The 25021-nt window shown below is 74.0% G+C and carries 20 protein-coding genes; 12 read left to right on the plus strand and 8 right to left on the minus strand.

Annotated elements, in window-relative coordinates:
• Positions 1–273 precede the first annotated feature (273 nt).
• Positions 274–900: an MBL fold metallo-hydrolase gene (locus AMYTH_RS0108960; RefSeq protein ID WP_027930032.1), complete on the minus strand. Its 627-nt coding sequence runs from the start codon at positions 898–900 to the stop codon at positions 274–276.
• On the minus strand, positions 897–1982 hold the full coding sequence (locus AMYTH_RS0108965; RefSeq protein WP_027930033.1) for an S-(hydroxymethyl)mycothiol dehydrogenase: 1086 nt from the start codon (positions 1980–1982) through the stop codon (positions 897–899). Before AMYTH_RS0108965 ends, AMYTH_RS0108960 begins: the two co-directional genes overlap by 4 nt.
• 127 nt (positions 1983–2109) lie before the next feature.
• On the opposite strand from AMYTH_RS0108965, the gene AMYTH_RS44330 reads away from it, so the two are divergent.
• Both AMYTH_RS44330 and AMYTH_RS0108975 read left to right on the plus strand, forming a co-directional pair.
• Entirely contained in the window at positions 2110–3435 is a 1326-nt protein-coding gene (locus AMYTH_RS44330; RefSeq protein WP_228684653.1) for a response regulator transcription factor, read from the plus strand.
• Complete coding sequence (locus AMYTH_RS0108975; protein ID WP_027930034.1) at positions 3435–4499, plus strand: beta family protein; 1065 nt, start codon at positions 3435–3437, stop codon at positions 4497–4499. Before AMYTH_RS44330 ends, AMYTH_RS0108975 begins: the two co-directional genes overlap by 1 nt.
• Before the next feature lie 17 nt (positions 4500–4516).
• Here the strand turns inward: AMYTH_RS0108975 and AMYTH_RS0108980 are convergent, their stop codons facing one another.
• The gene (locus tag AMYTH_RS0108980; RefSeq protein ID WP_228684655.1) at positions 4517–5242 is read right to left on the minus strand and encodes a ferritin-like domain-containing protein; all 726 of its coding nucleotides are present in this window, start codon (positions 5240–5242) and stop codon (positions 4517–4519) included.
• A gap of 103 nt (positions 5243–5345) precedes the next feature.
• Here AMYTH_RS0108980 and AMYTH_RS0108985 point away from each other — a divergent pair, with 103 nt between their 5' ends.
• Positions 5346–5792 (plus strand): SRPBCC family protein, encoded by a 447-nt coding sequence (locus tag AMYTH_RS0108985; protein WP_027930036.1) that lies wholly within the window; start codon positions 5346–5348, stop codon positions 5790–5792.
• On the opposite strand, the gene AMYTH_RS44335 is transcribed toward AMYTH_RS0108985, so the two are convergent.
• Genes AMYTH_RS44335 through AMYTH_RS0109005 form a run of 4 tightly spaced genes read right to left on the minus strand, consistent with a single transcriptional unit; the run spans position 5783 to position 7773 of the window.
• Positions 5783–6181, minus strand: coding sequence for a hypothetical protein (locus AMYTH_RS44335; RefSeq protein WP_037322432.1), 399 nt, complete (start codon positions 6179–6181; stop codon positions 5783–5785). The two genes, AMYTH_RS0108985 and AMYTH_RS44335, sit on opposite strands and share 10 nt — an antisense overlap.
• Positions 6178–6444 (minus strand): YbaB/EbfC family nucleoid-associated protein, encoded by a 267-nt coding sequence (locus AMYTH_RS44340; protein WP_051362599.1) that lies wholly within the window; start codon positions 6442–6444, stop codon positions 6178–6180. The genes AMYTH_RS44335 and AMYTH_RS44340 overlap by 4 nt, the downstream gene beginning before the upstream one ends.
• On the minus strand, positions 6441–7391 hold the full coding sequence (locus AMYTH_RS0109000; RefSeq protein ID WP_027930037.1) for a hypothetical protein: 951 nt from the start codon (positions 7389–7391) through the stop codon (positions 6441–6443). The genes AMYTH_RS44340 and AMYTH_RS0109000 overlap by 4 nt, the downstream gene beginning before the upstream one ends.
• Positions 7384–7773: a RidA family protein gene (locus tag AMYTH_RS0109005; RefSeq protein ID WP_027930038.1), complete on the minus strand. Its 390-nt coding sequence runs from the start codon at positions 7771–7773 to the stop codon at positions 7384–7386. The genes AMYTH_RS0109000 and AMYTH_RS0109005 overlap by 8 nt, the downstream gene beginning before the upstream one ends.
• A 114-nt stretch (positions 7774–7887) precedes the next feature.
• Between AMYTH_RS0109005 and AMYTH_RS46970 the strand changes: the two genes are divergently transcribed.
• The 9 genes from AMYTH_RS46970 (at position 7888) to argG (ending at position 24260) form a co-directional block, all read left to right on the plus strand.
• A complete protein-coding gene (locus AMYTH_RS46970; protein WP_051362600.1) occupies positions 7888–9570 on the plus strand; it encodes a Vps62-related protein in 1683 nt (560 codons plus the stop codon).
• Positions 9571–10299: a hypothetical protein gene (locus tag AMYTH_RS0109020; protein ID WP_228684657.1), complete on the plus strand. Its 729-nt coding sequence runs from the start codon at positions 9571–9573 to the stop codon at positions 10297–10299. It begins immediately after the preceding gene.
• A 77-nt stretch (positions 10300–10376) separates the two neighbouring features.
• On the plus strand, positions 10377–11648 hold the full coding sequence (locus AMYTH_RS0109025) for an SWIM zinc finger family protein (protein ID WP_228684659.1): 1272 nt from the start codon (positions 10377–10379) through the stop codon (positions 11646–11648).
• A complete protein-coding gene (locus AMYTH_RS44355; protein ID WP_037322434.1) occupies positions 11645–13054 on the plus strand; it encodes a DUF5691 domain-containing protein in 1410 nt (469 codons plus the stop codon). The genes AMYTH_RS0109025 and AMYTH_RS44355 overlap by 4 nt, the downstream gene beginning before the upstream one ends.
• The gene (locus AMYTH_RS0109035; RefSeq protein WP_027930041.1) at positions 13051–14130 is read left to right on the plus strand and encodes an ATP-binding protein; all 1080 of its coding nucleotides are present in this window, start codon (positions 13051–13053) and stop codon (positions 14128–14130) included. The genes AMYTH_RS44355 and AMYTH_RS0109035 overlap by 4 nt, the downstream gene beginning before the upstream one ends.
• On the plus strand, positions 14127–16313 hold the full coding sequence (locus AMYTH_RS0109040; RefSeq protein ID WP_027930042.1) for a DUF5682 family protein: 2187 nt from the start codon (positions 14127–14129) through the stop codon (positions 16311–16313). Before AMYTH_RS0109035 ends, AMYTH_RS0109040 begins: the two co-directional genes overlap by 4 nt.
• The gene (locus AMYTH_RS44360; protein WP_037322436.1) at positions 16310–17461 is read left to right on the plus strand and encodes a VWA domain-containing protein; all 1152 of its coding nucleotides are present in this window, start codon (positions 16310–16312) and stop codon (positions 17459–17461) included. Before AMYTH_RS0109040 ends, AMYTH_RS44360 begins: the two co-directional genes overlap by 4 nt.
• Before the next feature lie 65 nt (positions 17462–17526).
• Positions 17527–22773, plus strand: a complete 5247-nt coding sequence (locus tag AMYTH_RS0109050) for an NACHT domain-containing protein (RefSeq protein ID WP_027930043.1) — start codon at positions 17527–17529, stop codon at positions 22771–22773.
• Positions 22774–22802: 29 nt separating this feature from the next.
• On the plus strand, positions 22803–24260 hold the full coding sequence (gene argG, locus AMYTH_RS0109055; protein WP_017982715.1) for an argininosuccinate synthase: 1458 nt from the start codon (positions 22803–22805) through the stop codon (positions 24258–24260).
• Between the two features lie 57 nt (positions 24261–24317).
• Here argG and AMYTH_RS0109060 read toward each other — a convergent pair whose 3' ends face one another.
• Positions 24318–25019 (minus strand): alpha/beta fold hydrolase, encoded by a 702-nt coding sequence (locus AMYTH_RS0109060; protein ID WP_123687601.1) that lies wholly within the window; start codon positions 25017–25019, stop codon positions 24318–24320.
• Positions 25020–25021 lie beyond the last annotated feature (2 nt).

Here is a 25021-nt window from a genome sequence, read left to right on the forward strand (position 1 = left end):
ACCACCCTGCCGAGCCGCCGCCGTGGATCCACCGATGGAGCAAGCCCGCTGTTGCCGCCGCGGCGCCTGCCGCGCACCGAGCGCGGGCGCTACCCCCGCCGACGCACCACCCCCGCCGACGCACCACCCCCGCCGGCGTCGCCGCTGGGCAGCCCGCGCACTGAGCGCGGGCTGCCCAGTTCTCGCTCACCGTGGCGGTGGCGGCATCGTGGCCGAGCAGCCCGCGCGGTAGCCAGGCGCTGCGACGGCCATGGCGTGGGCAAACACGCCAGCTCAGTAGCCGCGCGCGATCCACTCCGCCAGGTGCGGCGCTTCGGTTCCGATGGTGGTGCCGTCGCCGTGGCCGGTGTGCACCCGGGTGTCCTCGGGGAGCTTGAACAGCCGGTCCCGGATCGAGTCGATGATCGTCGGGAAGTCCGAGAACGACCGGCCCGTCGCGCCCGGCCCGCCGGCGAACAACGTGTCGCCGGTGAACAGCGCCTTCGCTTCGGGCAGGTGCAGGCACACCGATCCGGGCGAGTGGCCGGGGGTGTGGATCAGCTCGATCTCGGTGCCCGCGACGGCGATGCGCTGACCGTCGTCGGCCTTCCAGAACGCCTGCCCGGCGTGGGTCATGTCCCACAGCTCCTGGTCGCCCGGGTGCAGGAGCACCGGCGCATACAGCTGCTCGCCGAGCTGCGGCGCGTACGTCACGTGGTCGTTGTGCCCGTGCGTGCAGATCACCGCGACCACCTTGCGCCCCGCGACGGCCTCGACGATCGGCTTGTCGTCGTGCGCGGCGTCGACCACCACCACCTCGCGGTCGTCGCCGATGAGCCAGACGTTGTTGTCGACCTCCCAGCTGCCGCCGTCGAGTTCGAAGACACCGGAGGTGACGACCCGGTCGATCCGGAAGCTCACCAGACCACCACCGAACGCAGCACCTCGCCGGCGTGCATGGTGTGGAAGGCCTTCTCGACGTCGTCCAGCGAGATGCGCTCGGTGACGAACTTGTCCAGCGGCAGCCTGCCCTGCAGGTGCAGGTCGATCAGCACCGGGAAGTCCCGTTCCGGCAGGCAGTCGCCGTACCAGGACGACTTCAGCGCGCCGCCGCGGGAGAAGAAGTCGAGCAGCGGCATCTCCAGGCGCATGTCCGGGGTCGGGACGCCGACCAGCACCACCGTGCCGGCGAGGTCGCGCGCGTAAAAGGCCTGCTTCCAGGTCTCCGGCCTGCCCACCGCGTCGATCACCACGTCCGCGCCGAACCCGCCGGTCAGGGCCTGGACGGCCTCGACGACGTCGGTCTCGGTGGCGTTCACCGTGTGCGTGGCGCCCAGTTCGGTCGCCCACTCGAGCTTCTTCGCGTCGCGGTCCACGGCGATGATCTTGTTCGCCCCGGCCAGGCGCGCCCCGGCGATGGCCGCGTCGCCCACACCACCGCAGCCGATCACCGCGACGGAATCGCCGCGGCTCACCGCGCCGGTGTTGACCGCCGCGCCCAGCCCGGCCATCACACCGCAGCCGAGCAGGCCGGCGACGGCGGGGTCGGCGGCCGGGTCGACCTTGGTGCACTGCCCGGCGTGCACGAGCGTCTTGTCCGCGAACGCGCCGATGCCCAGCGCCGGGGTCAGCTCGGTGCCGTCGGTCAGGGTCATCTTCTGGGTGGCGTTGAACGTGCTGAAGCAGTACTGCGGGCGGCCGCGTTTGCAGGCGCGGCACTGGCCGCACACGGCACGCCAGTTGAGGACGACGTAGTCGCCCGGCTGGACCGAGTCGACGCCTTCGCCGACGCTTTCGACGGTGCCGGCGGCCTCGTGCCCGAGCAGGAACGGGAACTCGTCGTTGATGCCGCCCTCGCGGTAGGTCAGGTCGGTGTGGCACACCCCGCACGCGGCGATCGCGACCACGACCTCACCGGGGCTGGGGTCGGGGATCACGATGTCGGTGAGCTCGACCGGAGCTCCCTTCGAGCGGGCGATCACGCCGCGGACCGTCTGTGGCATCGGCTGTTCCTTTCGGTGGAGAAGCATGCGCGGTGACGCATACCGTTGGCGACGGTAGCCCCGAGTGGCGTTTCCGCGACCTGGTCGTCGGACCAGTAAAACCTCGACCTCCGGTTAGAGTGGCCGCATGGATCCGGTGACCGACCTGGTGGCTCTGCGAGAGGTCGTGGACGGGCCGCTGCACGAGATCGCCCGCCGCCTCTCGCGGTTCCTCGGCGAGCGGTGGCCGCACACCGCGCTGGTCGTGTTCACCCGGGAGTGCACCGGGCGGCCACGCAAGGTCGCCGGCGCCACCGAGATGATCAACAAGGTCACGATCGGCGAGCTGGAGGAGCTGAAGGCCGCGGTCGAGCCCGGCCGTCCGGTCAGCACGACCGCGTCGATCGCGGGCGCGGAGCGGACCGTGTGGGTGGTGCTCGATCCGGCCGGCACGCTGCTGGTGCTGGTCCCCCGTGCGGCGCGGCGGCGGCTGCCGGAGCCGGAGCTGCTGGCCGCGATCTTCGGCCTGGTGGTGACCTCGATCAGCCAGCAGGTCGCCCAGGCCAGCCCCGACTACCTCGCCGAGTCGCGGGCCGCGTCGAGTGAGCGGGAGCGGACGATCGCCGAGCTGGCGGCCGCGCACGAGGCGGCGCTGGTGGCGATCCTGACCCCGCTGCGGTCCGCCGGCCTGGATGACCGCCGGGCGCGGCTGTCGGCGGCGGACTCGGCGTCGGCGGCGTTGCTGGCGCTGCGGTCGGCGCGGAAGTCGGACCAGGCGCTGTCCGAGGAGGCGGCGCCGGAGGCGTTCGCCCGGCTGCGCGAGGACATCCGGCAGATGCTGCGGCATCACGAGGCGCCGATCGAGTTCGTCGCACCGTCGGGCGGTTCCGTGCCCGGCGAGATCGCCCATGCCGCACGGGCGATGACGCGGACCGCCGTACTGGCGTTCACCGCCCAGCAGGGCCTGGCGCGCCTGCGGATCGCGTGGTCGAGCGACGGCGCGAGCCTGGTGGTCGACGTGCGGGACCAGGGGTCCGGGGAGCTGGACGTGGACGCGCTGCGCCGGGGCCTGCAGGGCCGGGCGCGCACCCTGGGCGCCGCGCTGGACATCGACGCCGCGCCGGGCTGGGGCAGCCGGGTGACGATCTCGCTGCCGCTGGACGCGCCGCAGCCCTCCGGCGAAACGCGGCTGACGAACCTCAACCGCCGTGAGCGGGAGGTGCTGGCGCTGCTCGCGCAGGGCAAGCGCAACAAGGCGATCGCGGCGGAGCTGGGCGTCACCGAGAGCACGGTGAAGTTCCACGTCACCGGGGTGCTGCAGAAGCTGGAAGTGAGCTCCCGCGGCGAGGCGGCGGCGCTGGCACTGGGCGCGGGCCTCCCGTGGCGCACGCCTGAGGTCGCGCGTTCGGCGGATCCACGGCCGTTTCCCAGTCCCTACCATGACTCTTGGTGTCGCCTCGACAACCGGGGGTGATGGCAGCGGAACGGCTCGACGACTTCACGGTGCTGGTCGCTCTGCGTGCCAAGGAGGGCGAGTTCGAAGCCCTGCGCAGGATCGAGGGCGCCCGGCAGCTCACCCACGTTCAACCGCTGATCGACTTCGACGCGTTCACGTCATCCCCGGCGGCCCAGCTGTCCCGGATCGAAGCGGTCGCGCGGGCCCTCCACCGGTTCGGCCGTCACCTCATGGTCGATGCCGCCGAGATCCGCGAACCGAGCAGGTTCGGACTGGCAGGCCCACTCGGCGAGCTCGCCAACCGCCTGTCCGATCCCGTCGACCTGCTCGACGGCGACTACCCCGTCCCCTTCATCCCCGTCGTCCGCGACGACACTCCGGACGAGGCGGTGACCAATCTGGGCAGGCTGGCGGACGAAATCGGCATCGGCGCGGCCGTGCGGATTCACGTGCCCCTGCGCGACCGGTCCTCGGTGGCGCGGCTCGTCGATCGGCTGCGGATCGACGTCGGCCTGGTCGACGTCATCGTCGACCTCCGGTACGTCGATCAGGTGGCGCCCCAGCGTGTCGAGCAGGTGCGGGCGGTTCTGGACCTCGTTCGGGTGGTCGGGCCGGTCCGGTCGACCGTCCTGCTGAGCGGCTCCATCCCGCGCACGCTGAATCGCACGGATCTGTGGCAGCAGCCGCGCTACGAGGAACAACTGTGGAACGAGGTCGTGGCCGCGGGGGCGGGCGATCTCCGGTTCGGTGATTACGGCGTCGTGCACCCCATCGCCGGCCCGGGGTTCAGGAGCAAGCACGTGGCCGTGAAGTACTCCTGTCCGGCGGGGTGGGTCTACAGCCGGCAACGCCTGACCGAGGACGAACACTCCGGTGCGGACAGCAGCCTGGCGTACACCCTGCGCCGGACCTGCCGCCGTCTGGTGACGAGCGAGCACTTCGCGGGACCGCGGTTCTCCTGGGGCGACCGGGAAGTGGCCGCGGCCGCAGACGGCCGCGGGAACGGGCTGGGCCGCAGGAGCAAACCGGTCGCCATCGCGACCTCGCACCACCTCGCCTACCTGGCGGGACGCGACCGCTGACCCCGCACCACGCGGCCTCAAACCCCGGCGTGCTCCGCTCGCAGCGTGGTCAGGAACCGGCTGAACAGGCGGACCTGTTCGGCCACGAACTCCCGCCGACCGACACCGAGCACACGCAACGCGGCCCCGTGGTCCCACGCGACCACCATCGCGGTGGTGGTGTGCAGCAGCTGCCACGCGGTCCGCACCAGCCACCACACCGGGCGCGGCATCGACCCGCGCAGGCGGTCCCGGTGGAAGGGCACGTGCCGCTGCTCGTCATCGAGGATGCGGGCCGCCACCTCCCGGGTCAGGGCGTCGCCGGAACCGTCGCGCAGGATGCGGTAGTAGCTGAGCGCGACGGTCTCGGCGATCAGCAGGACCGCCAGCTCCAGCCGCAGCCCCAGCCCGCGCCGGAGTGAGACGAACACCGTGTCGGTCCAGTGACGCGTGATCGTCGGCGCCCCGGCGGCCTCGAGCAGGCGGGCGAGCAGCCGCGCGTGGTTCTGCTCCTCGGCGACGAACAACCGCACCGCCGCGGCGTAGGCGGGATCGCCGGTCCGCTCCGCGGCGCGGTTGAGCCGCACGCCGTCGCCGGATTCGCCGACCTGGAACCGCTGCAGGCTGCGCACCACGGCGCAATCGAGCCGGGCGCCGCGCGCCCAGTCCGGATCACCCCGATCCTGCCTGGCCCGCGCGGCCTCCTGGAACTCCCGCAGCCAACCGCCGGCATCCCGCAACAGAACCCCCTCGCGTCCGGGCACTCCTTGACAGGACGGTCGAGCGCGGACGAGGTTGCCGCGCCGAACTCCTTCCGGGCACCGTCCGACCGGCCTACCCTCGACGCACCACGAGAGGAGTCGCGTCATGTCCGGGAAGACCACCGCCGCAGTGGACATCGCGCGCAGCCCGCAGGAGGTGTTCGGCTTCCTCACCGACGCCACCCACCTGCCCGACTGGCAGCCCGACGTCCGCACCGCCGCCTTCGACGGCCCGGCCCCGGTCACCGTCGGGACCCGCGGGCACGAGGTACGTCACGTCATGGGCGCCGACCGGACCATCGCGTGGGAGGTGACGGCCTACGACCCGGGCCGGCGCTACGGGGTCCGCGGCGTGGACGGGCCGGTCCGGGCGAACGTGGACGTCACGTTCACCCCGCAGGGCCAGGGCACCCACGTCGAGTACGGCATCGCCTTCGAGGGGCACGGCGTGGGCAGGTTCATCGCTCCCCTGGCGCGCCGCAACGCGCGCAAGGAAGTGCCCGCCACGCTCGGCCTGCTGAAGCAGCACCTCGAAGCGCAGCCTCACGGCTGAGCGGGCAACGTTCCGCCGCAGTGCGGGCAGCACGTCACCCGCTCCCGTGCCGCCCGGCGCCGGTGCTCGTCCGCCAGACCGGTGAACAACTCCTCCGGCTCGTCGCCCGCCGGCGGACGGGGGCGGCGCACCGCGGACGGCGGCGCCCCCTGACCTGCCCGGCGGATCGCGCTCACCACCGCCTCCGCCAACCGTGCTTCCGGCACCGTCCGCAGGCGCGCCGCGTCCAGCCGCACGTCGACCAGGACACCGGTTCCGCTGACCAGCACGTCGCCGAACCCACCGTCGATCGCCTCGCTGACCGTGGCCCTGGCGCGTTCCTCCGCCGCGCGTGCGATCGCCCGCAGGCGCTCGTCGGATTCCCGGGCCAGGTCGTCGAACCCGGTCACGTCGCGATCCCCGGCAGCACGGCGGACATCGCCTGCCGCCGGTGCTCGGCGGCAGCGGCGCGGGCGGCCGCGACCGCGGACACGATCTCGCGGCCCAGGACGTCCGGGTGCACACGCCGCAGGGTGCCCGCGGCCAGTCGCAGGCCGGTCAGGTTGCCGTGTCCGTCCACTTCGGCCGCCACGTTCCCGTGCGCGGCGGTGGCGCGGTGGTGGTCGAGCCGCCTGCCGAGTTCGGCCAGCGGCGGCGGGAGTTCCGGCGTCACTGCGCACCGGCCTTCGGCGCGGCGGGCGGCATGTCCAACGGCGGCGGCCCGACCACCGTCACCTGCCCGTCCGGTTCCGGTTCAGCCGCGCCGAGGTCGACGTCGTCGGCGTACCCGCTGATCGCCTCGGCGGCGGCCACATACTCGTCCTCGTCGAGACCGTCGAAGCCGTGGTCGAAGGTCTGCTCGAACCGCTGCAGCGCCGCGGCGCTCACGTCCTTGCCGAAGTGGTCCGCGCTGACCTGCGCGAGGTGCGCCGCGAACCCGGGCGGCACGTCGGCGAGGACGGTGCTGCCGTAGGGCTTCGGCAACCAGTGGGCGGGTTCCTTCAGCGATTCGGCCATCGCCGCGGGCAGGGTGAGCTGCGCCAGGGTGTTGCACGCCTCCCGGAGCTTGGCCAGAGCGGCGCCGGCGTCGCGCTCGACGATCGCCTGGATCTGCGCCACCTTGCCGGACAGGGTGGCCATGATCGTGAAGACCGCTCCGGTCACCGACACCGGTGCGGTGCCCGAAGCGAACCCGGCGACGCCGAGCAGGCCGGCGTTCAGAATGGCGGCCGCGGCGTCGTTGACGGCGCCGTGGCAGTCCGCGGCGCAGGTGGCCATCGCTTTGTTCACCTCGCCGAGCGCGACGGCGACCTGCCCGGCCGCGGCCTGGTACTCCGCGTGCCGGGCCAGGGTGTCGTCGACGTGCCGGACGAACGCGTCCGCGGCGTCGCCGGCCCACACGTGCTTGACCTCGCTCTTCACGGTCTCCAGCCGGCTCTTGCAGCCGGCGAACCGCCTGCCGAGCTCGGTCCCCCACAGGTGCGCCAGCGCGTCGAGCGCGGCGGTCCGCGGTTCCCAGTCCGGCGCGGTCCGCAACAGGTCGGCCAGGTCGTCGTAACCCGTGCTCTCCGCGCACAGGATCACCACGTCGAACGCCAGCGGCAGGTTCCGGTCAGCCATGTGATCCCTTCCGGTAGCCGAACGCCTCGGCGTACTCCTCGTCGACGCGGGCGTAGACGCCCGCGATCTGCTTGAGCGTCAGCTCGGACTCGGCCAGCACCGTCGCGCCGTGTGCCAGGGCGAGCCGCACCTGGGCCACGGCGTCCTGATAGGACCGCACCCCGTCCACGATGGACGGACTGCGCCGGGCGAGCGCGCCGAGGTCGTCCAGGCGCAGGTCGCAGCCCAGCAACAGTTCGCGTGCGTCCCGCCAGGCGTCGGACGCCACACCGAACCCGGTCGCGGCCAGCGCCAGCGAGCCGGGCACCACGTCGAAACCGGTTCCCGCCTGCGATTTCCGATCGGGCAGTTCAGCCACGATGACCTCCTCGTCGAAGTGCACCGGTTGGATGCGACAGCTCTCCACCCGGTTCCGGCGGAACCGGAAAAACGATCACCGGCGGCGGATCCGGGAAAACGGCCACGCGGGCGGCGTCCGTTGCGTACAGTCCTCCAAATGCGCGCGTTGCTGGGGGTGGCTCTGCTGGCCATGACGTTGCTGACGGCCTGCCAGGACCACGATCCTGGGCCGAAGGAGCAGACCGCGCCCACTCCGGCGCGTGCGGACGAGCCCACCGCACTGCAGTTCGCGCCGCGGGTGTGGCTCGCCGGCGACGAGCGGTTCACCCCGATGGACGCGACCGCCTACATCCGGCAGTCGGTGCTGCGGTACGAGCACGACGACTGCGCCGACGGCGAACCGGTGGCCGACCCGGTCGAGCCCGGCGCGCTCCGCGGCACCGTCTACAAGCACCAGAAGGACGCCGATCCGGCTGTGCCGTCCCCGGACAAGCCGCTGTTCCCGTGCGCCCGCCACTCGGGTGAGGAGGTCACCCCGGACTCCGACGGCGGGTTCTACCTGGACGCGCACGACGACGTCCAGCCCGACGACGCTCCCCCGCCGATGTACTGGGAGCACCACCGCGCCGACGACGAGCGCTCCGCGTACGTGTACTGGTTCTTCTACGGCCGCAACGAACTCCGCCCTGCCGGCACCCCGGTGGGCAACACGCACGAGGGCGACTGGGAGCGGGTCGCCGTCCAGCTGCGGAACGGCGAGCCGGTCGCGGTGACCTTCTTCGGCCACGGCGCCGAGCCGTGTTCGGTGCCGTGGACGGACCTGGACCACGACGACGGTCACCCGGTCGTGTACTCGGCCAAGGGGTCGCACGCGTCGTACCCGTCGAAGGGCTGGCACGTCTCCGGCGCCACCTTCGACTGGACCTCGCAGGGAGACCTGTGGCACACGCAACCGCGCGCGCTCGACGGCGAGCCGTGGTACGGCTACCGCGGCGCGTGGGGCGCGCAGTCGCTCGTGCCCGGCTTCTCCGGCCCGGCAGGCCCCTACCCGGGACGGCAACTCGCCGACGTGTTCACCGACCGCCGCTGCGCCATGCCCGCACGGCTGCCGGACGGGTTCGCCGGGACCTGGGAGACCCGCGACCCGGTCGAGCAGTCCCCGGCGACCGGGCCCTACCACATGCGGGTGGTCCTCGGCGGCGACAGCAACCCGGTCGAATACCGCACGACCTGGACCGGCCCCGATCCGGACCTGGCCTGCCGCGGCATCCTCCGGCTGGTCGACGCGACCACGGAGTGGCTGCAGCTGCGCGAGACGATCCTGGACAAGGACGCGGGCAACTGCGTCACCGACGGCACGGTGACGCTCCACCGGGACGGCGAGTCGCTGAAGATGACCTACTCCGGCGGCGGCGTGACGGCATCGGCCACGCTGTACCGCAAGCAGGACGGCCCGCCACCGTCAGGGTCCTCGGCACCGCCGACGTCGTCGGCCCCGTCGGCGTCCGACGGCATCCGGCGTTACGAGGAGTTCCTGCACGCCGTGGGCCGTGAGGACCTCGCGGTGGCCTGCGAGATCGCCGGCCCGGCCGCGAAGCAGGCCGAGGACCAGGGTTTCGGGCCGTGCGAGCAGACCTTCCCGATCACGTTCCAGATGTTCTCGACGGCACAGAAGCAGGCACTGCGCACCGCGACGGTCGACCGGGCCCGGGTCACCGAAACCGCCGGGCGGATCGAAATCCCGGCCGGCGCGGTGCGGGCGGGCACCCCGTTCACGGAGAGCGATCTCGGCGACGCGGTCCTCGAATACCGCGGCGGCCAGTGGTACGTCGTCGACTGAGTGGTGGACCGGTTCCGGCCACGGTTGCGCCCGCTCGCCCCGCGGCGCAAGGTGGAGGGCTACCGGCGGCGCCGCCGGGACGCCGCCTCGACCGGAGAGGGGGTGGAAGGCGTGTTCGCGCGTTCCACCACGGTGCAAGCTCACCAGGACACCATCGACGCCGGGATCGCCCACATGCGCGACGAGGTCATGCCGGAGCTGATGGAGATGCCCGGCTGTGTCGGACTGTCGATGCTCGTCGACCGCGAGTCCGGGCGCTGCATCGCCACCACGTCGTGGGAGTCGATGGAGGCGATGCGGGACAGCGCGGACCGGGTGCGCCCGCTGCGCGACCACGCGGCGGAGGTGATGGGCGGTAACCGCGCCCAGGTCGACGAGTGGGAGATCGCGGTGCTGCACCGCACGCGGCCCGCGCCGGAAGGGGCTTGCTGCCGCGTCACCTGGACCCGCTTCGACCAGCTCGACCGCGCCATCGACACCTACCGCATGGGCCTGCTGCCCGAGCTGGAACGCCTCGACGGGTTCTGCAGCGCCAGCCTGATGATCGACCGCGAGGCCGGCATCGCGGTGTCCTCGGTGACCTACGACAGCCACGCGAACATGGCGAGCACCCGCAACCGCGCCGACGCGCTCCGCTCGCGCGGCGCGGAGGAGGCCGGTGTGGAGATCCTGGAGGTGGCCGAGTTCGAGCTGGCACTGGCGCACCTGCGGGTCCCCGAAATGGCCTGAGCGCCGCCGGCCGGGGGCGCGCCCCCGGCCGGTGAACCAGCAGGCCGCGGCTCCGTCACGGCCGATAGGCTGGCCGGGTGGGATCGCGGTGGACGGTGGCTCGGGTGCTCGCGCTGGCCCCGGACGCCGGGTCCGCGCGGGCGGCCCGTGGGCTGGCGAACCCGCGCACCTGGTCCGACCTCGGCAGCACCAGCTCACTCGTCTGGGGCAAGTGCCAGGGCAGCGCCCGCACCCCCTACCAGGTGACCGTCGACCTCACCGAACCGTCCTTCCGCTGCACCTGCCCGAGCCGCAAGTTCCCCTGCAAGCACGGCCTGGCGCTGCTGCTCATGTGGGCCGCGGGCGACGGCTCCGTCGCCGAGGACGCCGGGCCCGCCGACTGGGTCACCCCCGCCGCACCCCGCCGGGAAGCCGCCAAACCCGATCCCGAGGCGCAGGCCAAGCGCCTGGCCGAGCGGGAGTCGCTCATGTCGGCCGGCCTCGACGACTTCGAGCTGTGGCTGCACGACCTCGTCCGGCAGGGCCTGGCGACCGCCCGCCGCCAGCCGCCCGGGTTCTGGGAGACCGCCGCGGCCCGGCTCGTCGACGCCCAGCTGCCCGGGCTCGCCGACCGGGTCCGCGCCGCCGGCGCCGACATCCACGCCCGCGCCGACTGGGCGCCGCACCTGCTCGGCGAGCTCGGCCGCTGGTACCTCGCGGTCCGCGCGTGGCGGCGCCGCGCCGAGCTGGACGACGCCGCGATGGGTGACCTGCGCACGGTGCTGGGCTGGGCCCGCCGCCGCGACGAGATCGGCGACCGGGTCGCCGACCGGTGGTGGGTCGTCGGCCTGAGCCAGGAGGAGGACGAGCGCCTGCTGTCCCAGCGCACCTGGCTGCACGGCGAGCGCACCGGCGAAACCGTGGTGCTGCTGGACTTCGCCGCCGCCGGGCAGGCGCTGAAGGTCGCGCACGTGCTCGGGTCCGTTGTGGACGGTGAGGTGGCCCGCTACCCCGGCGGCCCGCCCCGCCGCGCCCTGCTCGCCGGCGACGAGCACAAGGTCACGCCCGGCTCCGGCCTGCCGCACGCCACCGACGTCCGCACCGCGCTCGGGCAGGCCGCCCGGTGGCTCGCCGGGAACCCGTGGCTGCGCCGCATACCCTTGGCGCTGGCCGGGATGACCGTCGTCCCCGGCGACCCGCCGCTGCTCGTCGACCCCGCCGGCGCCGCGCTCACCCTGGCCCCGGGCACCGACGTGTGGCAGCTGCTCGCCCTGTCCGGCGGGCACCCGGTGCCGGTGTTCGGCGAGTGGATCGACGAGCGCCTGCACCCCCTGAGCGTGCAGGTCGGCGACCGGCTGGTGGCGCTGTGACCGCGTGGGACGACCTGCTGGGCACGGCGCTGGTCGGCACCGGCCGCCGCCCCTTCGACCTCGCCGCCTCCGGGATTCCGGGCGCAGGCCGCGTCACCGCGGACTCGCCCGAGGCCGCGGTCCTGGCCGCGGCCGCCCTCGCCGCCGGGCACCGGCGCGCGGGCTGGACGCCACCGGTGTGGCGCGGCACCCCGCGGCAACCCGCCGCCCCCGACGACCGTCCCGAGTGCACCCCGGCCGCCGCCCAGCTGCTGGAACTGCTGCTCACCAAGGCCATCCGCCTCGAGGCCGGCACCGAGCTGCTCACCGGCGACTGGCTCGCCGCCGCCCGCGACACCGGACGGCGCCCGCCGTACCGGCTGCTGCCGGAGCTGCTCCGGTTCGGCACGACCACCGCCACCGCGCGCCCGCTGGTCCGCGACGTCCTCGGCCCGCGCGGCGCCTGGCTGGCCGGGCACAACCCGGCGTGGAATTGGGCCGCCACCGTCCGGCCCGCCGACGTGGCGGAGCGGTTCGCCACCGGCACCCGCGCCGAGCGGGTGGCGCTGCTGACCGACCTGCGCGCCACCGCACCCGGCCGCGCGCGCGAACTGATCGAGGAAACCTGGGCCGACGAGCCGGCCGCCACCCGCGCCGCCTTCCTCGACACCCTGCGCACCGGCCTGTCCGGCGACGACGAACCGCTGCTCGAACGCGCCCTCGACGACCGCGCCGCGACCGTCCGCGCCGCCGCCACCGCGCTGCTCGACCACCTGCCCGGCTCGGCCCGCGCCCGCCGCATGGCCGAGCGCGCCCAGCAGCTGCACCAGGGCCGCGGCGCGTTCGACCTGCCCGGCGAACCCGACGACGCGGCCCGCCGCGACGGTGTCACCGACCACCGCGAACCTGGTCTCGGCCGCGGCGCGTCCCGGCTGATCCAGATCCTCGCCGCCGCCCCGCTGTCCGCCTGGGATCCGGACTGGATCCCCGAGGCCGGCCACGACGTCCTCCTCGGCTGGACGAAGGCCGCGCTGCGCCAGCGCGACCAGGAGTGGCTCACCGCGCTGGCCCGCCACCAGGCCACCCCCGAGCTGATCGCCGCGCTCACCCCGGCGACCGCCGCGGAGATCCTCGGCGGCAGCCGGAAACTCGATGCCCGGTTCGGCGCGCTGCTCGCCGCCGCGCCAGGGCCGTGGCCCGCGGAGTTCTCCACCGGGATCGTCGGGCGGCTGCGCACCGGCAAGGCCGAGGCCGTGCTGCGGCTCGCCGCCCGCGCGATGGCCGAGCACCTGCACCCCGCGGCGCTGGCCGCCGTCGAGAACTGGCTGCTCGCCCTCGGCACCGAGCACAAACCCACCGCGCGCACCCTGCGCGGCATCGCCCACGCGCTGACCATCCGAGCGACCATCCGGCAGGAGTTCACATGACCGACGTGCTCAGAGCACACGCCGAGCAGCAGCACGCCGACGAGCTGGCTGCCCTCGCGGCCGCCGACGACCGGCCCAAACCACCCAACTGGAAGCTGTCGCCGTGGGCGGTGGCCACCTACGTGCTGGGCGGCGAGGCCCCGGACGGCACGCCGATCACGCCGAAGTACCTCGGCTCGCGCCGTCTCGTCGAGGTCGCGATCGCCACGCTCGCCACCGATCGGGCGCTGCTCCTGCTGGGCGTGCCCGGCACCGCGAAGACGTGGCTGTCCGAGCACCTGGCCGCGGCGATCTCCGGCGACTCGACCCAGCTGGTGCAGGGCACGTCCGGCACCGCCGAGGAGGCGATCCGCTACGGCTGGAACTACGCGCGCCTGCTCGCCGAAGGGCCCTCGCCCAAGGCGCTGGTCGCCAGCCCGGTGCTGCGCGCGATGGAGACCGGCGGCATCGCGCGGATCGAGGAGCTGACCCGCATCCCGTCCGACGTGCAGGACGCGCTGATCACGATCCTCAGCGAGAAGACCCTGCCGATCCCGGAGCTGGACAGCGAGGTGCAGGCGCTCGCCGGGTTCAACGTGATCGCCACGGCCAACGACCGCGACCGCGGCGTGAACGACCTGTCCGCCGCGCTGAAACGCCGCTTCAACGTCGTCGTGCTGCCGCTGCCCGACGACGCGGAGTCCGAAGTGGAGATCGTCCGCCTGCGCGTCGAGCAGCTGGGCCGGTCGCTGCAGCTGCCTGCCGGCGCGGAGAACGTGGACGAGATCCGCCGCGTGGTGACCGTGTTCCGCGAGCTGCGCGACGGGGTCACCACCGACGGGCGCACGAAGATCAAGTCGCCGTCGGGCACGCTGTCCACCGCCGAGGCGATCTCGGTGATGACCAACGGGATCGCCCTGGCCACGCACTTCGGTGACGGCGTGGTGCGGGCCGACGACGTGGCGGCCGGCCTGCACGGCGCGGTGGTCAAGGACCCGGTGCAGGACCGGATCGTGTGGCAGGAGTACCTGGAGACCGTGGTGCGCGAGCGCAAGCCGTGGTCCGACCTCTACCGCGCGTGCCGGGAACTGGTGTGAGCGTTCACGTCCTCGGCATCCGGCACCACGGGCCCGGTTCGGCCCGCGCGGTCGCCGACGCCCTGGAACGGCTCGACCCCGAGGTCGTGCTGATCGAGGGGCCGCCGGAGCTGGACTCCGTCGCCCCGCTCGCCGCGGCCGCGGGCATGCGCCCGCCGGTGGCCGGGCTGGTGTACGCGACCGACCGGCCGGCGACGGCCGCGTTCTACCCGATGGCGGTGTTCTCCCCGGAGTGGGTGGCGCTGCGGTGGGCTCTGGAGCACGGCAGGCAGGTACGGTTCCTCGACCTGCCCGCGAACGCCGCGCTGGTGCTGGAGGACGCCGAAGACCCGGCCGCCGAACCGCCGATCGACCCGATCGCGACGCTCGCCGAAGCCGCCGGGTACGACGACCCCGAACGCTGGTGGGAGGACGCGGTCGAACTGCGTTACCACGGGCTGGAAGTGTTCGACGCGCTGCTCGACGCCATGCGCGCGCTGCGCGAAGGGCATGTGCCCGACCTGCGCACCCAGCGGCGCGAAGCCGCGATGCGGAAGGTGCTGCGGGCGGTCATCCGCGGCGGGGCCGGGACGATCGCGGTGGTGTGCGGCGCCTGGCACGCGCCGGTGCTGGTGCCCTCGGAGTTCCCCGCGCAGGCCGCGGACAACCGGCTGCTCAAGGGGTTGCGCACGACGAAGGTCGCCGCGACCTGGGTGCCGTGGACGTCGTCGCGGCTGGCCAGGGCCAGCGGCTACGGCGCGGGAATCTCCTCCCCCGGCTGGTACCACCACCTGTTCACCACTGCCCGGGACGAGGCGGTGGGCCGCTGGCTGGTGCGGGTGGCGCACCTGCTGCGCCGCGAGCAGCACGACGTGTCCCCGGCCGCGGTGATCGAAGGCGTCCGGCTCGCCGACGCGCTGGCCGTGCTGCGCAACCGCCCGCACCCCGGGCTGCCCGAGGTGCTGGAGGCCTGCCAGGCGGTCCTGTGTGGAGGGTCGGACGTCCCGATGCGGCTGGTCGCCCGCAAGCTGCTGGTCGGCGACATCCTGGGCCGGGTGCCCGCCGAGACGCCGATGGTGCCGCTGGCCAAGGACCTGGAGGCGACCCGGAAACGGTTGCGGCTCAAGCAGAGCGCGGCCGAGCAGCAGCTCGACCTGGACCTGCGCACGCCGACGCACCTGGAGCGCAGCAAGCTGCTGCACCGGCTGCTGTTGCTCGGCGTGCGGTGGGGCGAGCCCGCGGAAACGGCGCGGACGCGGGGCACGTTCCGGGAGTCGTGGGTGCTGGAGTGGCGGCCGGAGCTGGCGGTCGCGTTGATCGAGGCGAGCGGTCACGGCACGACGATCGAGTCCGCGGCGACGGCTGTGGTGGCGCAGCGTGCCGCCGAGGCCGACATCGCCGAGCTGAGCGCCCTGGTCGAGGACACGCTGACCGCGGACCTCCCGGAAGCGCTGGCGGGGGTCCTCGCGGCGCTCGACGAGCGAGCCGCGCGCCAGCACGACACCACCCGGCTGATGGCGGCGGTGGAGCCGATGGCGCGCGTGCGCCGCTACGGCAACGTGCGCCGCGCGGACACCGAGCTGGTGCAGCGGGTGCTGACCGGGGTGGTCACGCGCATCGCGGTCGGGTTGCCCGCCGCGTGCGCCGGTCTCGACGAGGACGCCGGCCGCGAGGTGCGGCAGCTCGTGGACGGCGTGCAGCGCGGCATCGGGCTGCTGGACCAGCAGGAGCTGCGGGAGGTCTGGTACGGCGCGCTGCGGACGGTCGCCGACCGGCTCGGCGTGCCGGGCCTGATCGCCGGCCGCGCGGTGCGGCTGCTGCTGGACGCCGGGCTGCTGGACGTGGCCGACGCCGGGGGCAGGCTGTCCCGGCAGCTGTCGGTCGCCGCGGACGCGACGCAGGCCGCGGGGTGGCTGGAGGGGTTCCTGTCCGGCGAGGCGGCACTGCTGGTGCACGAGCCCGAGCTGCTGGAGATCGTCGACCGGTGGGCCACCGGGGTCGGCGAGGACGTGTTCGACCACCTGCTGCCGTTGCTGCGCCGCACATTCGCCGAGTTCAGCGCGCCGGAGCGGCGGGAGATCGGGCTGCGGGTGCGGCGGATCGACCGCGGCGAGGGCGCGTCCGGGGCACGCGCGGCGGACGAGGACCTGGACCACGAGCGGGCGGCGCTGGTGGTGCCGCGGATCCTGGAGCTGCTGGGATGAGCGAACGGCTGCGGCGGTGGCGGATGATGCTGGGCGGACAGGACGCCGACGGCACCGGCGTGTCGCTGTCCGGTGCGGACGCCCGGCGGGACGCCACGCTGGAAGCGTTGTACGACAAGGAAAAGGACCGGCGCGGCGGGCTCGGCGGGTCGTCCCCGCGGGTCGCGCGGTGGCTGGGCGACATCCGCGGCTACTTCCCCAGCTCGGTGGTGCAGGTCATGCAGCGCGACGCGATGGAACGGCTCGGGCTGCGCCAGTTGCTGCTGGAGCCGGAGATGCTGGAGTCGGTGCAGCCGGACGTGCACCTGGTGGGCACGCTGCTCTCGCTCAACCGGGCCATTCCCGAACGGTCGCGCGAAACGGCGCGCGCGGTGGTGCGGAAGGTGGTCGAGGACCTGGAGAAGCGCCTGGCTCAGCCCACGCGGCAGGCGGTGGGCGGGGCGCTGCACCGGGCCAACCGCACGAACCGGCCCCGGCACGGCGACATCGACTGGAACCGCACGATCCTGGCCAACCTGAAGCACTACCAGCCCGAGCAGCGGACCGTGGTGCCGGAGCGGCTGGTGGGTTTCGGCAGGCGGCTGCCCAGCGTGTCCAGGCAGATCGTGCTGTGCCTGGACCAGAGCGGGTCGATGGCCGCGTCGGTGGTGTACGCGAGCGTGTTCGGGGCGGTGCTCGCCTCCATCCGGTCGCTGCGGACCCAGGTGATCGCGTTCGACACGGCGGTGGCGGACCTGACCGAGTCGGTCTCCGACCCGGTGGAGCTGCTGTTCGGGGTCCAGCTGGGCGGCGGCACCGACATCAACGCGGCGCTGGCGTACTGCCAGAGCCGGATCGACGCCCCGCGCGACACGGTGCTCGTGCTGATCAGCGACCTGTTCGAGGGCGGTGACGAGGCTGAGATGCTGCAGCGCGCGCAGGCCCTGAAGGCCGACGGCGTGCAGGTGGTGTGCCTGCTCGCCCTGAGCGACGACGGGGCGCCCGCCTACGACCACGACAACGCGGCCGCGCTGGCGGCGCTGGGGATTCCCGCGTTCGCGTGCACGCCGGACAAGTTCCCCGACCTGATGGCGGCGGCGGTCCAGCGGCAGGATGTGGGCGCCTGGGCGGCGGCGAACGACATCCCGGCCGCGGCGGCCGGGGACTAGCGCGTTTCCGCCTCTCGCCCGCGATCTTCGTGAGAGGATGCCGTCGCCGCGGCGAAGGAGGAGGCGTGGACGAGCAGCGCATCAGCAATGACCTGAGCGGCACCGTCCACGGCGCGGCTGTCCAGGCCGGATCCATCAGCGGCGGCGTGCACTTCCACCTGTCCCCGCCCGCCGCGGAACCCGCACCGCACCCGGCCGCCCCGGCCGGCTGGGGCCACGCCGCGGCCTTGCCCGCCGACGTCCAAGCCCTGCTCAGGGCCCAGGCGCAAGCTGCGCAGGAGTTGCCGTACCGGCTGCCCGGGGCGCGGCGCCCGGCGCTGGCCACGCTGTACGTGCGCCAGGAGCTCGGCAGCGGGCAGGACGACGACCAGCCCGAGCCGGAGCGCCCGGCCCCCATCGTGGACGACCGGGGCCGGCTCGTGCAGCCGGCGACGGCCCCGGTGTCCCGGCTCGTGGTCCGGCCGCCGTCGCGCTCGGTGCACGACGTGCTCGCCAGCGACGACCACGTGGTCGTGACCGGCGGGCCCGGCCAGGGCAAGTCGACCCTGTCGTTGCGGCTCGCGGCCGAGCTGGCCGGCTGGTGGTCGCCGGGCCAGGAGGGTCAGGCCGGCCCGCTCGAACCGGTTCTGCCGCTGCGGGTGACCGCGCGGGAACTCGCGGCGCGGCTCGACACGCCGTTCCCGCACGCGATCGCGGCGAGCGTCCGCGCCGAGTACGGCGCGCTGCTCGGCAAGCCCGTGGACGCCGACCGGCTCGGTGAGCGCGTCGCCGGGCGCCGGTGGCTGCTGCTGGTCGACGGGCTGGACGAGGTCGCCGACGCCGTCGAGCGCGACCGGCTGGTGACGGTGCTCGCGGCCTGGGCCTCGACCGCCGAGGCGCCCTACCGGATCGTCCTCACCACGAGGCCGATCGAAGGCGCGGCGCTCGCCCCGCTGCAGCGCATCGGCGCGAACCGCTACGAACTCCAGCCCTTCGACGAGACGGCGCTGCGCGACTTCGCGGGCAGGTGGTTCGACCTCGGCGAGGACGCCGACCGGTTCGTGCGGCAGATCCGCGCGGCCCACCTGGACGAGCTCGTCCGCGTGCCGCTGCTCGCGACCATCGCCGCGATCATCTTCGAGCAGCACGGCGACCGCCCGCTGCCCGACAGCCAGTACGAGCTCTACGAGAGCTACCTGAAGTACCTGCGCTCGGCGCAGGCGACCAGGCCGGGCCGGTTCGACGAGGTGTGCGGCCTGCTGCTGGAGCACCTGGGCCGGGTGCGGCTGGAGGCCGACACCTCGCTGGCGGACGCCGCGACCGCCTGGGCCGGGGAGCACGTCCCCGGCTGGACCCCGGACGCGCGGGAGGAGCTGATCTCCTCGCTGACCGCGGCCGGCCCGCTCGTCCGCCGTGGCGGCGACCTCCGGTTCCTCCACCACAGCTTCGCCGAGCACCTGGCCGCGACGGCACAGGCGAGACTGCTGCCCGCGCACTTCGACCACGCCCACCCCGGCTTCGCCCTGCTGCTGCACACGGCGAGCGGGGAGTTCCGCGGACGTCACGCGCGCGCGGTGTTGCTGCACTACACCCGCCTGCACCCGGCCGAGGCCGACCGCCTGATCACCTGGCTGCACGCCGGGAACGCCGACGAGCACCTCCTCGCCGCCCACCTGCTGGCCTGGCGCGTGCCCGCCGGCGCGGGCGTTGTCGACGACTTCCTGGCGACCGTCCGCGCCTGGGCGCGCACCACGCAGTCCCCCGGCGACGAGATCCTGGCGCAGGCCGGCCGCGCCACCCACCACCCCGGTATCGGCGGCTGGTTGTCCGGTCTGATGGACGACGAGGCCTTCCCGTGGCCGTCGCGGGTGGAGGCCGCGACCGCGCTGGCGACGAGGCTGCGCGGCGCGGAGGGCGACGCCGCGCGCCACCGGCTGCGTGAGGTGATCGACCAGGAAGCGATCGCCGTGGAGGTCCGGCTCGCGGCGGCCGAGGCGCTGTCCGACTGCGGCGGCGACGATCGCGCGATCGCCGAGCACGGCCTCGTCTCCGTGCTCGGCGACCAGCGCGCGAGCGCGCTGGAACGCCGGAAGGCCGCGGTCGTGCTGTCGGCGTTCGGCTCCGCGGCGCGGGCCCGCGCGGTCCGCGCGCTCGAGTCCGTCCTGGCCGACCCCTGGGCACCCGACCGCGATCTCGTCGAAGCCGCGACCGGCCTGGTCGAGATCGGGGTGGAGTTCCACGAGCGGTGCGCGGACGCGTTCCGCGCGACCCTCGGGCGGCACACCGGCCTCAACACCGACCTGACCGACGCGGCCCGGGCTCTGGCTTCGCTGGGCGCACCCCATTTCGACGAGGCGGTGGCGGTGCTGACCGGCCGGATCGAAGACCGGCGGAACGACCGGATCGAGCGGATCTTCGCCGTCGAGGCGCTGGCCGAGCTGGGACCGCAGCACCGCGCGCACGCGGTCACCCTCCTCCAGAGGATCGGCGCCGAGTTCGACGTGCGCCCCCTCGAACGGCGCTTCCTCGCCGACTGCCTGGCCAACCTCGGTTTTCCCGAGGAGGCGGTGGAGCGCCTGCGTGCGGTTCTCGCCGACCGCACGGCCACGGTCAACCACAAGTTGTGGGCCGCCCGCAGCCTCGGCGACGCCGTTCCACAGTACGGCGAGGAAGCCGCCGCGCTGCTGCAGCGCCTGGCCGGGCACCCGCTGGCCCCCGGGTACGAGCGGACCGCGGCGCTCGGGTGGCTGGCCGCCGCCGGGGAACCACACCGTTCCGCCGCGGTGGACGATCTGCGCGACCTCCTCGCGGACACGGCGGCCGATCCGCGCCTGCGCCGCGAGGCGGCCACCCAGCTGGCCCGCCTCGGGCCGGAATTCCACCGGGAGATCGTCGAGCGGCTGGGCGAGATCGCGCACCGCCGCAGGGATCCGGACCTGCGGTCCGACGCGTGGCGGCTGTTGCGACGTCTCGACGGTCCGGCCGCCGAGCGCGCTGCCGCGGAGTTGCTCCACCTGCTGGGTCCGGACGAGGCCGCGACGTGGGTGGCGTGGCGGGACTTCCCGGTGCCCCAGGTCTCCGACACCGACGACCACGAGGCGCTGGCCCGCGCGGTGATCCGGGTGCTCCGGGACCCGGCACGGCGCGGCGACGCCAGGAGGTCCGCCGCCACCACCCTGGTGACGCTGGGCCGCCCGTACCACCGCGACGCGCTGGACGGGGTGATCGGCCTCCTGCGGTCACACACCGTGCAGGACGCGGAACTCCCGTGGCTGGCGCGAAGCCTCACCGGCATGGGGCACGCGCCGCGCGACGAGGCCGCCGAGGTGTTCCGCGAGTTGCTGCGCGGGCCGGCCGTCACCGCGGGGATCGTGTGCGGCGTGGCCGAGGCTCTGGACCACCTCGGTCACCGTGGCGATCCGGAGGTGGTCGCGGCGCTGGAACGCATCGCCTTCGACGAGACCGCGGACGAGGACTCCCGCGGCGAAGCGGCGGTCGCACTGGCCAGGGCGGCGCCGGACCGGCTCGGCGCGGCCGCCGCCGTGGTCCTGTCGAGCCGGCGTGGATCGGACTACCGCTGGGAGACCCGGCTGCGTGCCCTCGCCGCGCTCGGCGCCGACCTGGTGCCGGGGTTGCGGGACGTGACGGCCGGGAGCGCGACGAAACGCATCCGGCGCGAGATCGCCGCCGCGCTGCTCGCCGAGCTGGATCCGGGCCTGCGGGAGGAGGCGCTGGCCGAGCTCGAATCGCAGGCCGCCGACGACTGCCTCGGCTTCTCCGACCGCGTCGACGTCTGGATGCGGATCGTGGCGCTGGCCCCGGACCGGCAGGAGGCGGCGATCGCCTTCGTCCGCCGGGTCCTCGAAGACGAGCGGCAGTCCACCACCGACCGGTGCGAGGCCGCGAAGAACCTGGTTCAGCTGGACGACTCACTGGCCGGGCGCTCGCTCACCGTCCTGCGGCGGCTGGCCGCCGACCAGGAACGCGCCGCGCACGAACACGAGCTCGCGGTCTACTGGTGGGACGGGCTCAGCCAGGACCGCACGGACGGACTGCGGCAGGCCAACCTCCTGCGCGCCCGGGACCCCGCGGCCACCGTGTGGTTCCGGGCGCGGCTCGCGCAGCGGTACCGCGGCCGGGAGGCACGGGAGACCCGGCTCGCGCTTCTCGACGACCCGGCGGTCGCACCCGGGGACCGGTTCGCCGGCCTCACCGCCTGGGACGATCCGGACCTGATCGCGGCGGCGGAGTCGGCGCTGGCGGACCTCCTCACCGCGCCGGAGGTTCTGCCCGCGGAACGCGTCGAGGCCGCGGTCACGCTCGCCGGCCTCTCACCCCGGCACCTGCCACGAGCCGTGGGCGTGCTCGCGGAGTTCACCGAGGAGCGGTTCGGCCGGCTCGCGTGGGACAAGCTCGCGGAACTGGACCCGGACTGGCGGCGCCGCCGGATCGCCGAGGCGCACGCCGTGCTCGCCGACGAGTCCCGGCCCTGGCGTGACCACGCCGAGGCGTCCGAGGTGCTGGTGGACCTGGTCTCCGCCGAGGCGGTGGCCGGCTACCTGCGCGGCATGCTCGACGACCCGGTGGTGGGCGACCTCGACCGGGTCGAGATCCGCGTCCTCCTGCGCGACCTGGACGGCCTCGGCGCGCTGCGCCGGATCCGGGACGACGACCAGGCGCCGGCGGCGACCCGGTGGACCGTGGCGAACCGGCTGGCCGGGTTCACGGTCGCCGACCGCGCGGCCGGGGTGCGGACGCTGCACGCGCTCGCCACCGACCACGCGTGCCGTCCCACGTTGCGGTGGCGCGCCGGACGCGACCTGATGTCGTTCGGCGACCGCGGTCGCGAGCTGGGAGCGCCCGCGCTGCACGGGATCGTGACCGACGCGACGTTGCCGCAGCTCGTCCGCACCGACGCCGCCCGCACGCTCGCCGGCCACCGGCCCGACCTGTGCGGGGAGATGCTGGGGTTCCTGCAGCGGCTCCGCCACACCGGCAAGCCGCTGGCCCGCGTCCAGGTGTGCGAGGCGATCGGGCACTTCGACAGCCTCGACGGCGCGCTCGGGCTGCGCGCCCTCGCGGCGGATCGATCGCTGGGCCCGCGGGTCCGGCTCCGCGCGGCCGCGGCGATGGCGAACCTCCGAGCCGATCACCGGGAACAGGCCGCGCTCGTGGCCCGCGAAGTGGCGCACGACGAGGCCGCGCCGCGTCACGTCCGGGTCAAGGCCGCCCGCCTGCTCGCCCGCCTGAGCCGGCTGTGCCGCGGGGAGGCCAGGGACCTCCTCCGGCGCCTGACCCACGTGGCCGGGAACACCACGCACCCCTTTGCATGATCATGCATCGCCATGCATATACTGTTCCCGTGTCCAAGGTGCTCACCTCTCTGCCTGTCGGTGAACGTGTCGGGATCGCCTTCTCCGGTGGCCTCGACACTTCGGTAGCGGTCGCGTGGATGCGCGAGAAGGGGGCGGTCCCCTGCGCCTACACCGCTGACATCGGGCAGTACGACGAGCCCGACATCGCCTCCGTGCCGGGCCGCGCCAAGACCTACGGCGCGGAGATCGCGCGGCTCGTCGACTGCCGCGAGGCGCTCGTCGAGGAAGGGCTGGCCGCCCTGGCCTGCGGCGCCTTCCACATCCGCTCCGGCGGCCGCGTCTACTTCAACACCACCCCGCTGGGCCGTGCGGTCACCGGCACGCTGCTGGTGCGCGCGATGCTGGAGGACGACGTCCAGATCTGGGGCGACGGCTCCACCTTCAAGGGCAACGACATCGAGCGCTTCTACCGGTACGGCCTGCTCGCCAACCCGGCCCTGCGCATCTACAAGCCGTGGCTGGACGCCGACTTCGTCACCGAGCTGGGCGGCCGCACGGAGATGTCGGAGTGGCTGACGGCCCGGAACCTGCCCTACCGCGCCAGCACGGAGAAGGCCTACTCGACCGACGCGAACATCTGGGGCGCGACCCACGAGGCGAAGGCGCTGGAGCACCTGGACGCCGGCATCGAGCTGGTCGAGCCGATCATGGGCGTCCGGTTCTGGGACCCCGAGGTCGAGATCCCCGCCGAGGACGTCACGATCGCCTTCGAGCAGGGCCGCCCGGTGCGCATCAACGGCAAGGAGTTCGCCACCTCCGTCGACCTGGTGCTCGAGGCCAACGCGATCGGCGGGCGGCACGGGCTGGGCATGTCCGACCAGATCGAGAACCGGATCATCGAGGCCAAGAGCCGCGGCATCTACGAGGCCCCGGGCATGGCGCTGCTGCACGCCGCCTACGAGCGGCTGCTCAACGCGATCCACAACGAGGACACGATCGCCAGCTACCACAACGAGGGCCGCCGCCTCGGCCGGCTCATGTACGAGGGCCGCTGGCTCGACCCGCAGTCGCTCATGCTGCGCGAGTCGCTGCAGCGGTGGGTCGGCACGGCGGTCACCGGCGAGGTCACGCTGCGGCTGCGGCGCGGTGAGGACTACTCGATCCTCGACACCACCGGCCCGTCGTTCAGCTACCACCCGGACAAGCTGTCGATGGAGCGCACCGAGGACGCGGCGTTCGGCCCGGTCGACCGCATCGGCCAGCTGACCATGCGCAACCTGGACATCGCCGACTCGCGCTCGCGGCTGGAGCAGTACGCGGGCCTCGGCCTGGTCGGCACCGGCGGTACCCAGCAGCCGAAGCTGGTCGGGGCCGCCCAGGCCGCCTCGACGGGCCTGATCGGCGCCATGACCGAGGGCGGCGCCGAGGTGATCGCCTCCCGCGGCGGCGCCGCGGAGGACGTCGAGCTGCTCGACCACGCCGCGCTGGAAGCCGGCAACGACTGACGCTCCTGGAACGACGGGGCTCGCGCACTCCGCGCGGGCCCCGTCTTCCGTTTTCCGTCAGGCGGACTTCGCCGCTTCGAGGATCAGGTCCGCCACCGCGGCCGGCTCGGACACCGCCACCGCGTGCGAGGCACCGTCGAGTTCGACCACCTTCCGCGCGCCCGCCCGCTCGGCCATGAACCGCTGCGCCGCCGCCGGGATGTTCTTGTCCCCCAACGGGATCAGGAACCACGACGGGATGTCGCGCCACGCCGCGTGCGTCGCCTCCTGCGACAGGGCCACGTCGCGCACCGGTCGCTGCGTCGCCGCCATGAGCGCGGCTTCGGCCGCCGGCACGTCGGCGGCGAACTGCCCGTGGAACTCGTCCGGTCTGATCGACAGGTCGTTGCTGCCGTCGCCGAGCGGGACCGGGTCGAGCGTCGCGCCGAGCGTGCTGCCCGGATACTTGCCGGACAGCCCGAGCGCCGACTCCCCCGCCTCCGGCGCGAACGCCGCGACGTAGACGAGCGCCTTGACCTGCGGGTTTCCCGCCGCGGCCTCGGTGGCGACCATGCCGCCGTACGAGTGGCCCGCCAGCACCACCGGACCCTCGATCCCGGAGAGCACCCGCCGCAGGTACTCGGCGTCGCCCGCGAGGCTGCGCAGCGGGTTCGCCACCGCGACGACCCGGCGCCCCTGTTCCCGCAGCCGGGCGATCACCCCGTTCCAGCCGGCCGACTCGGCGAACGCGCCGTGCACCAGGACCACCGTCTCAGTCATGT

Source organism: Amycolatopsis thermoflava N1165 (assembly GCF_000473265.1).
Taxonomy (GTDB): domain Bacteria; phylum Actinomycetota; class Actinomycetes; order Mycobacteriales; family Pseudonocardiaceae; genus Amycolatopsis_E; species Amycolatopsis_E thermoflava.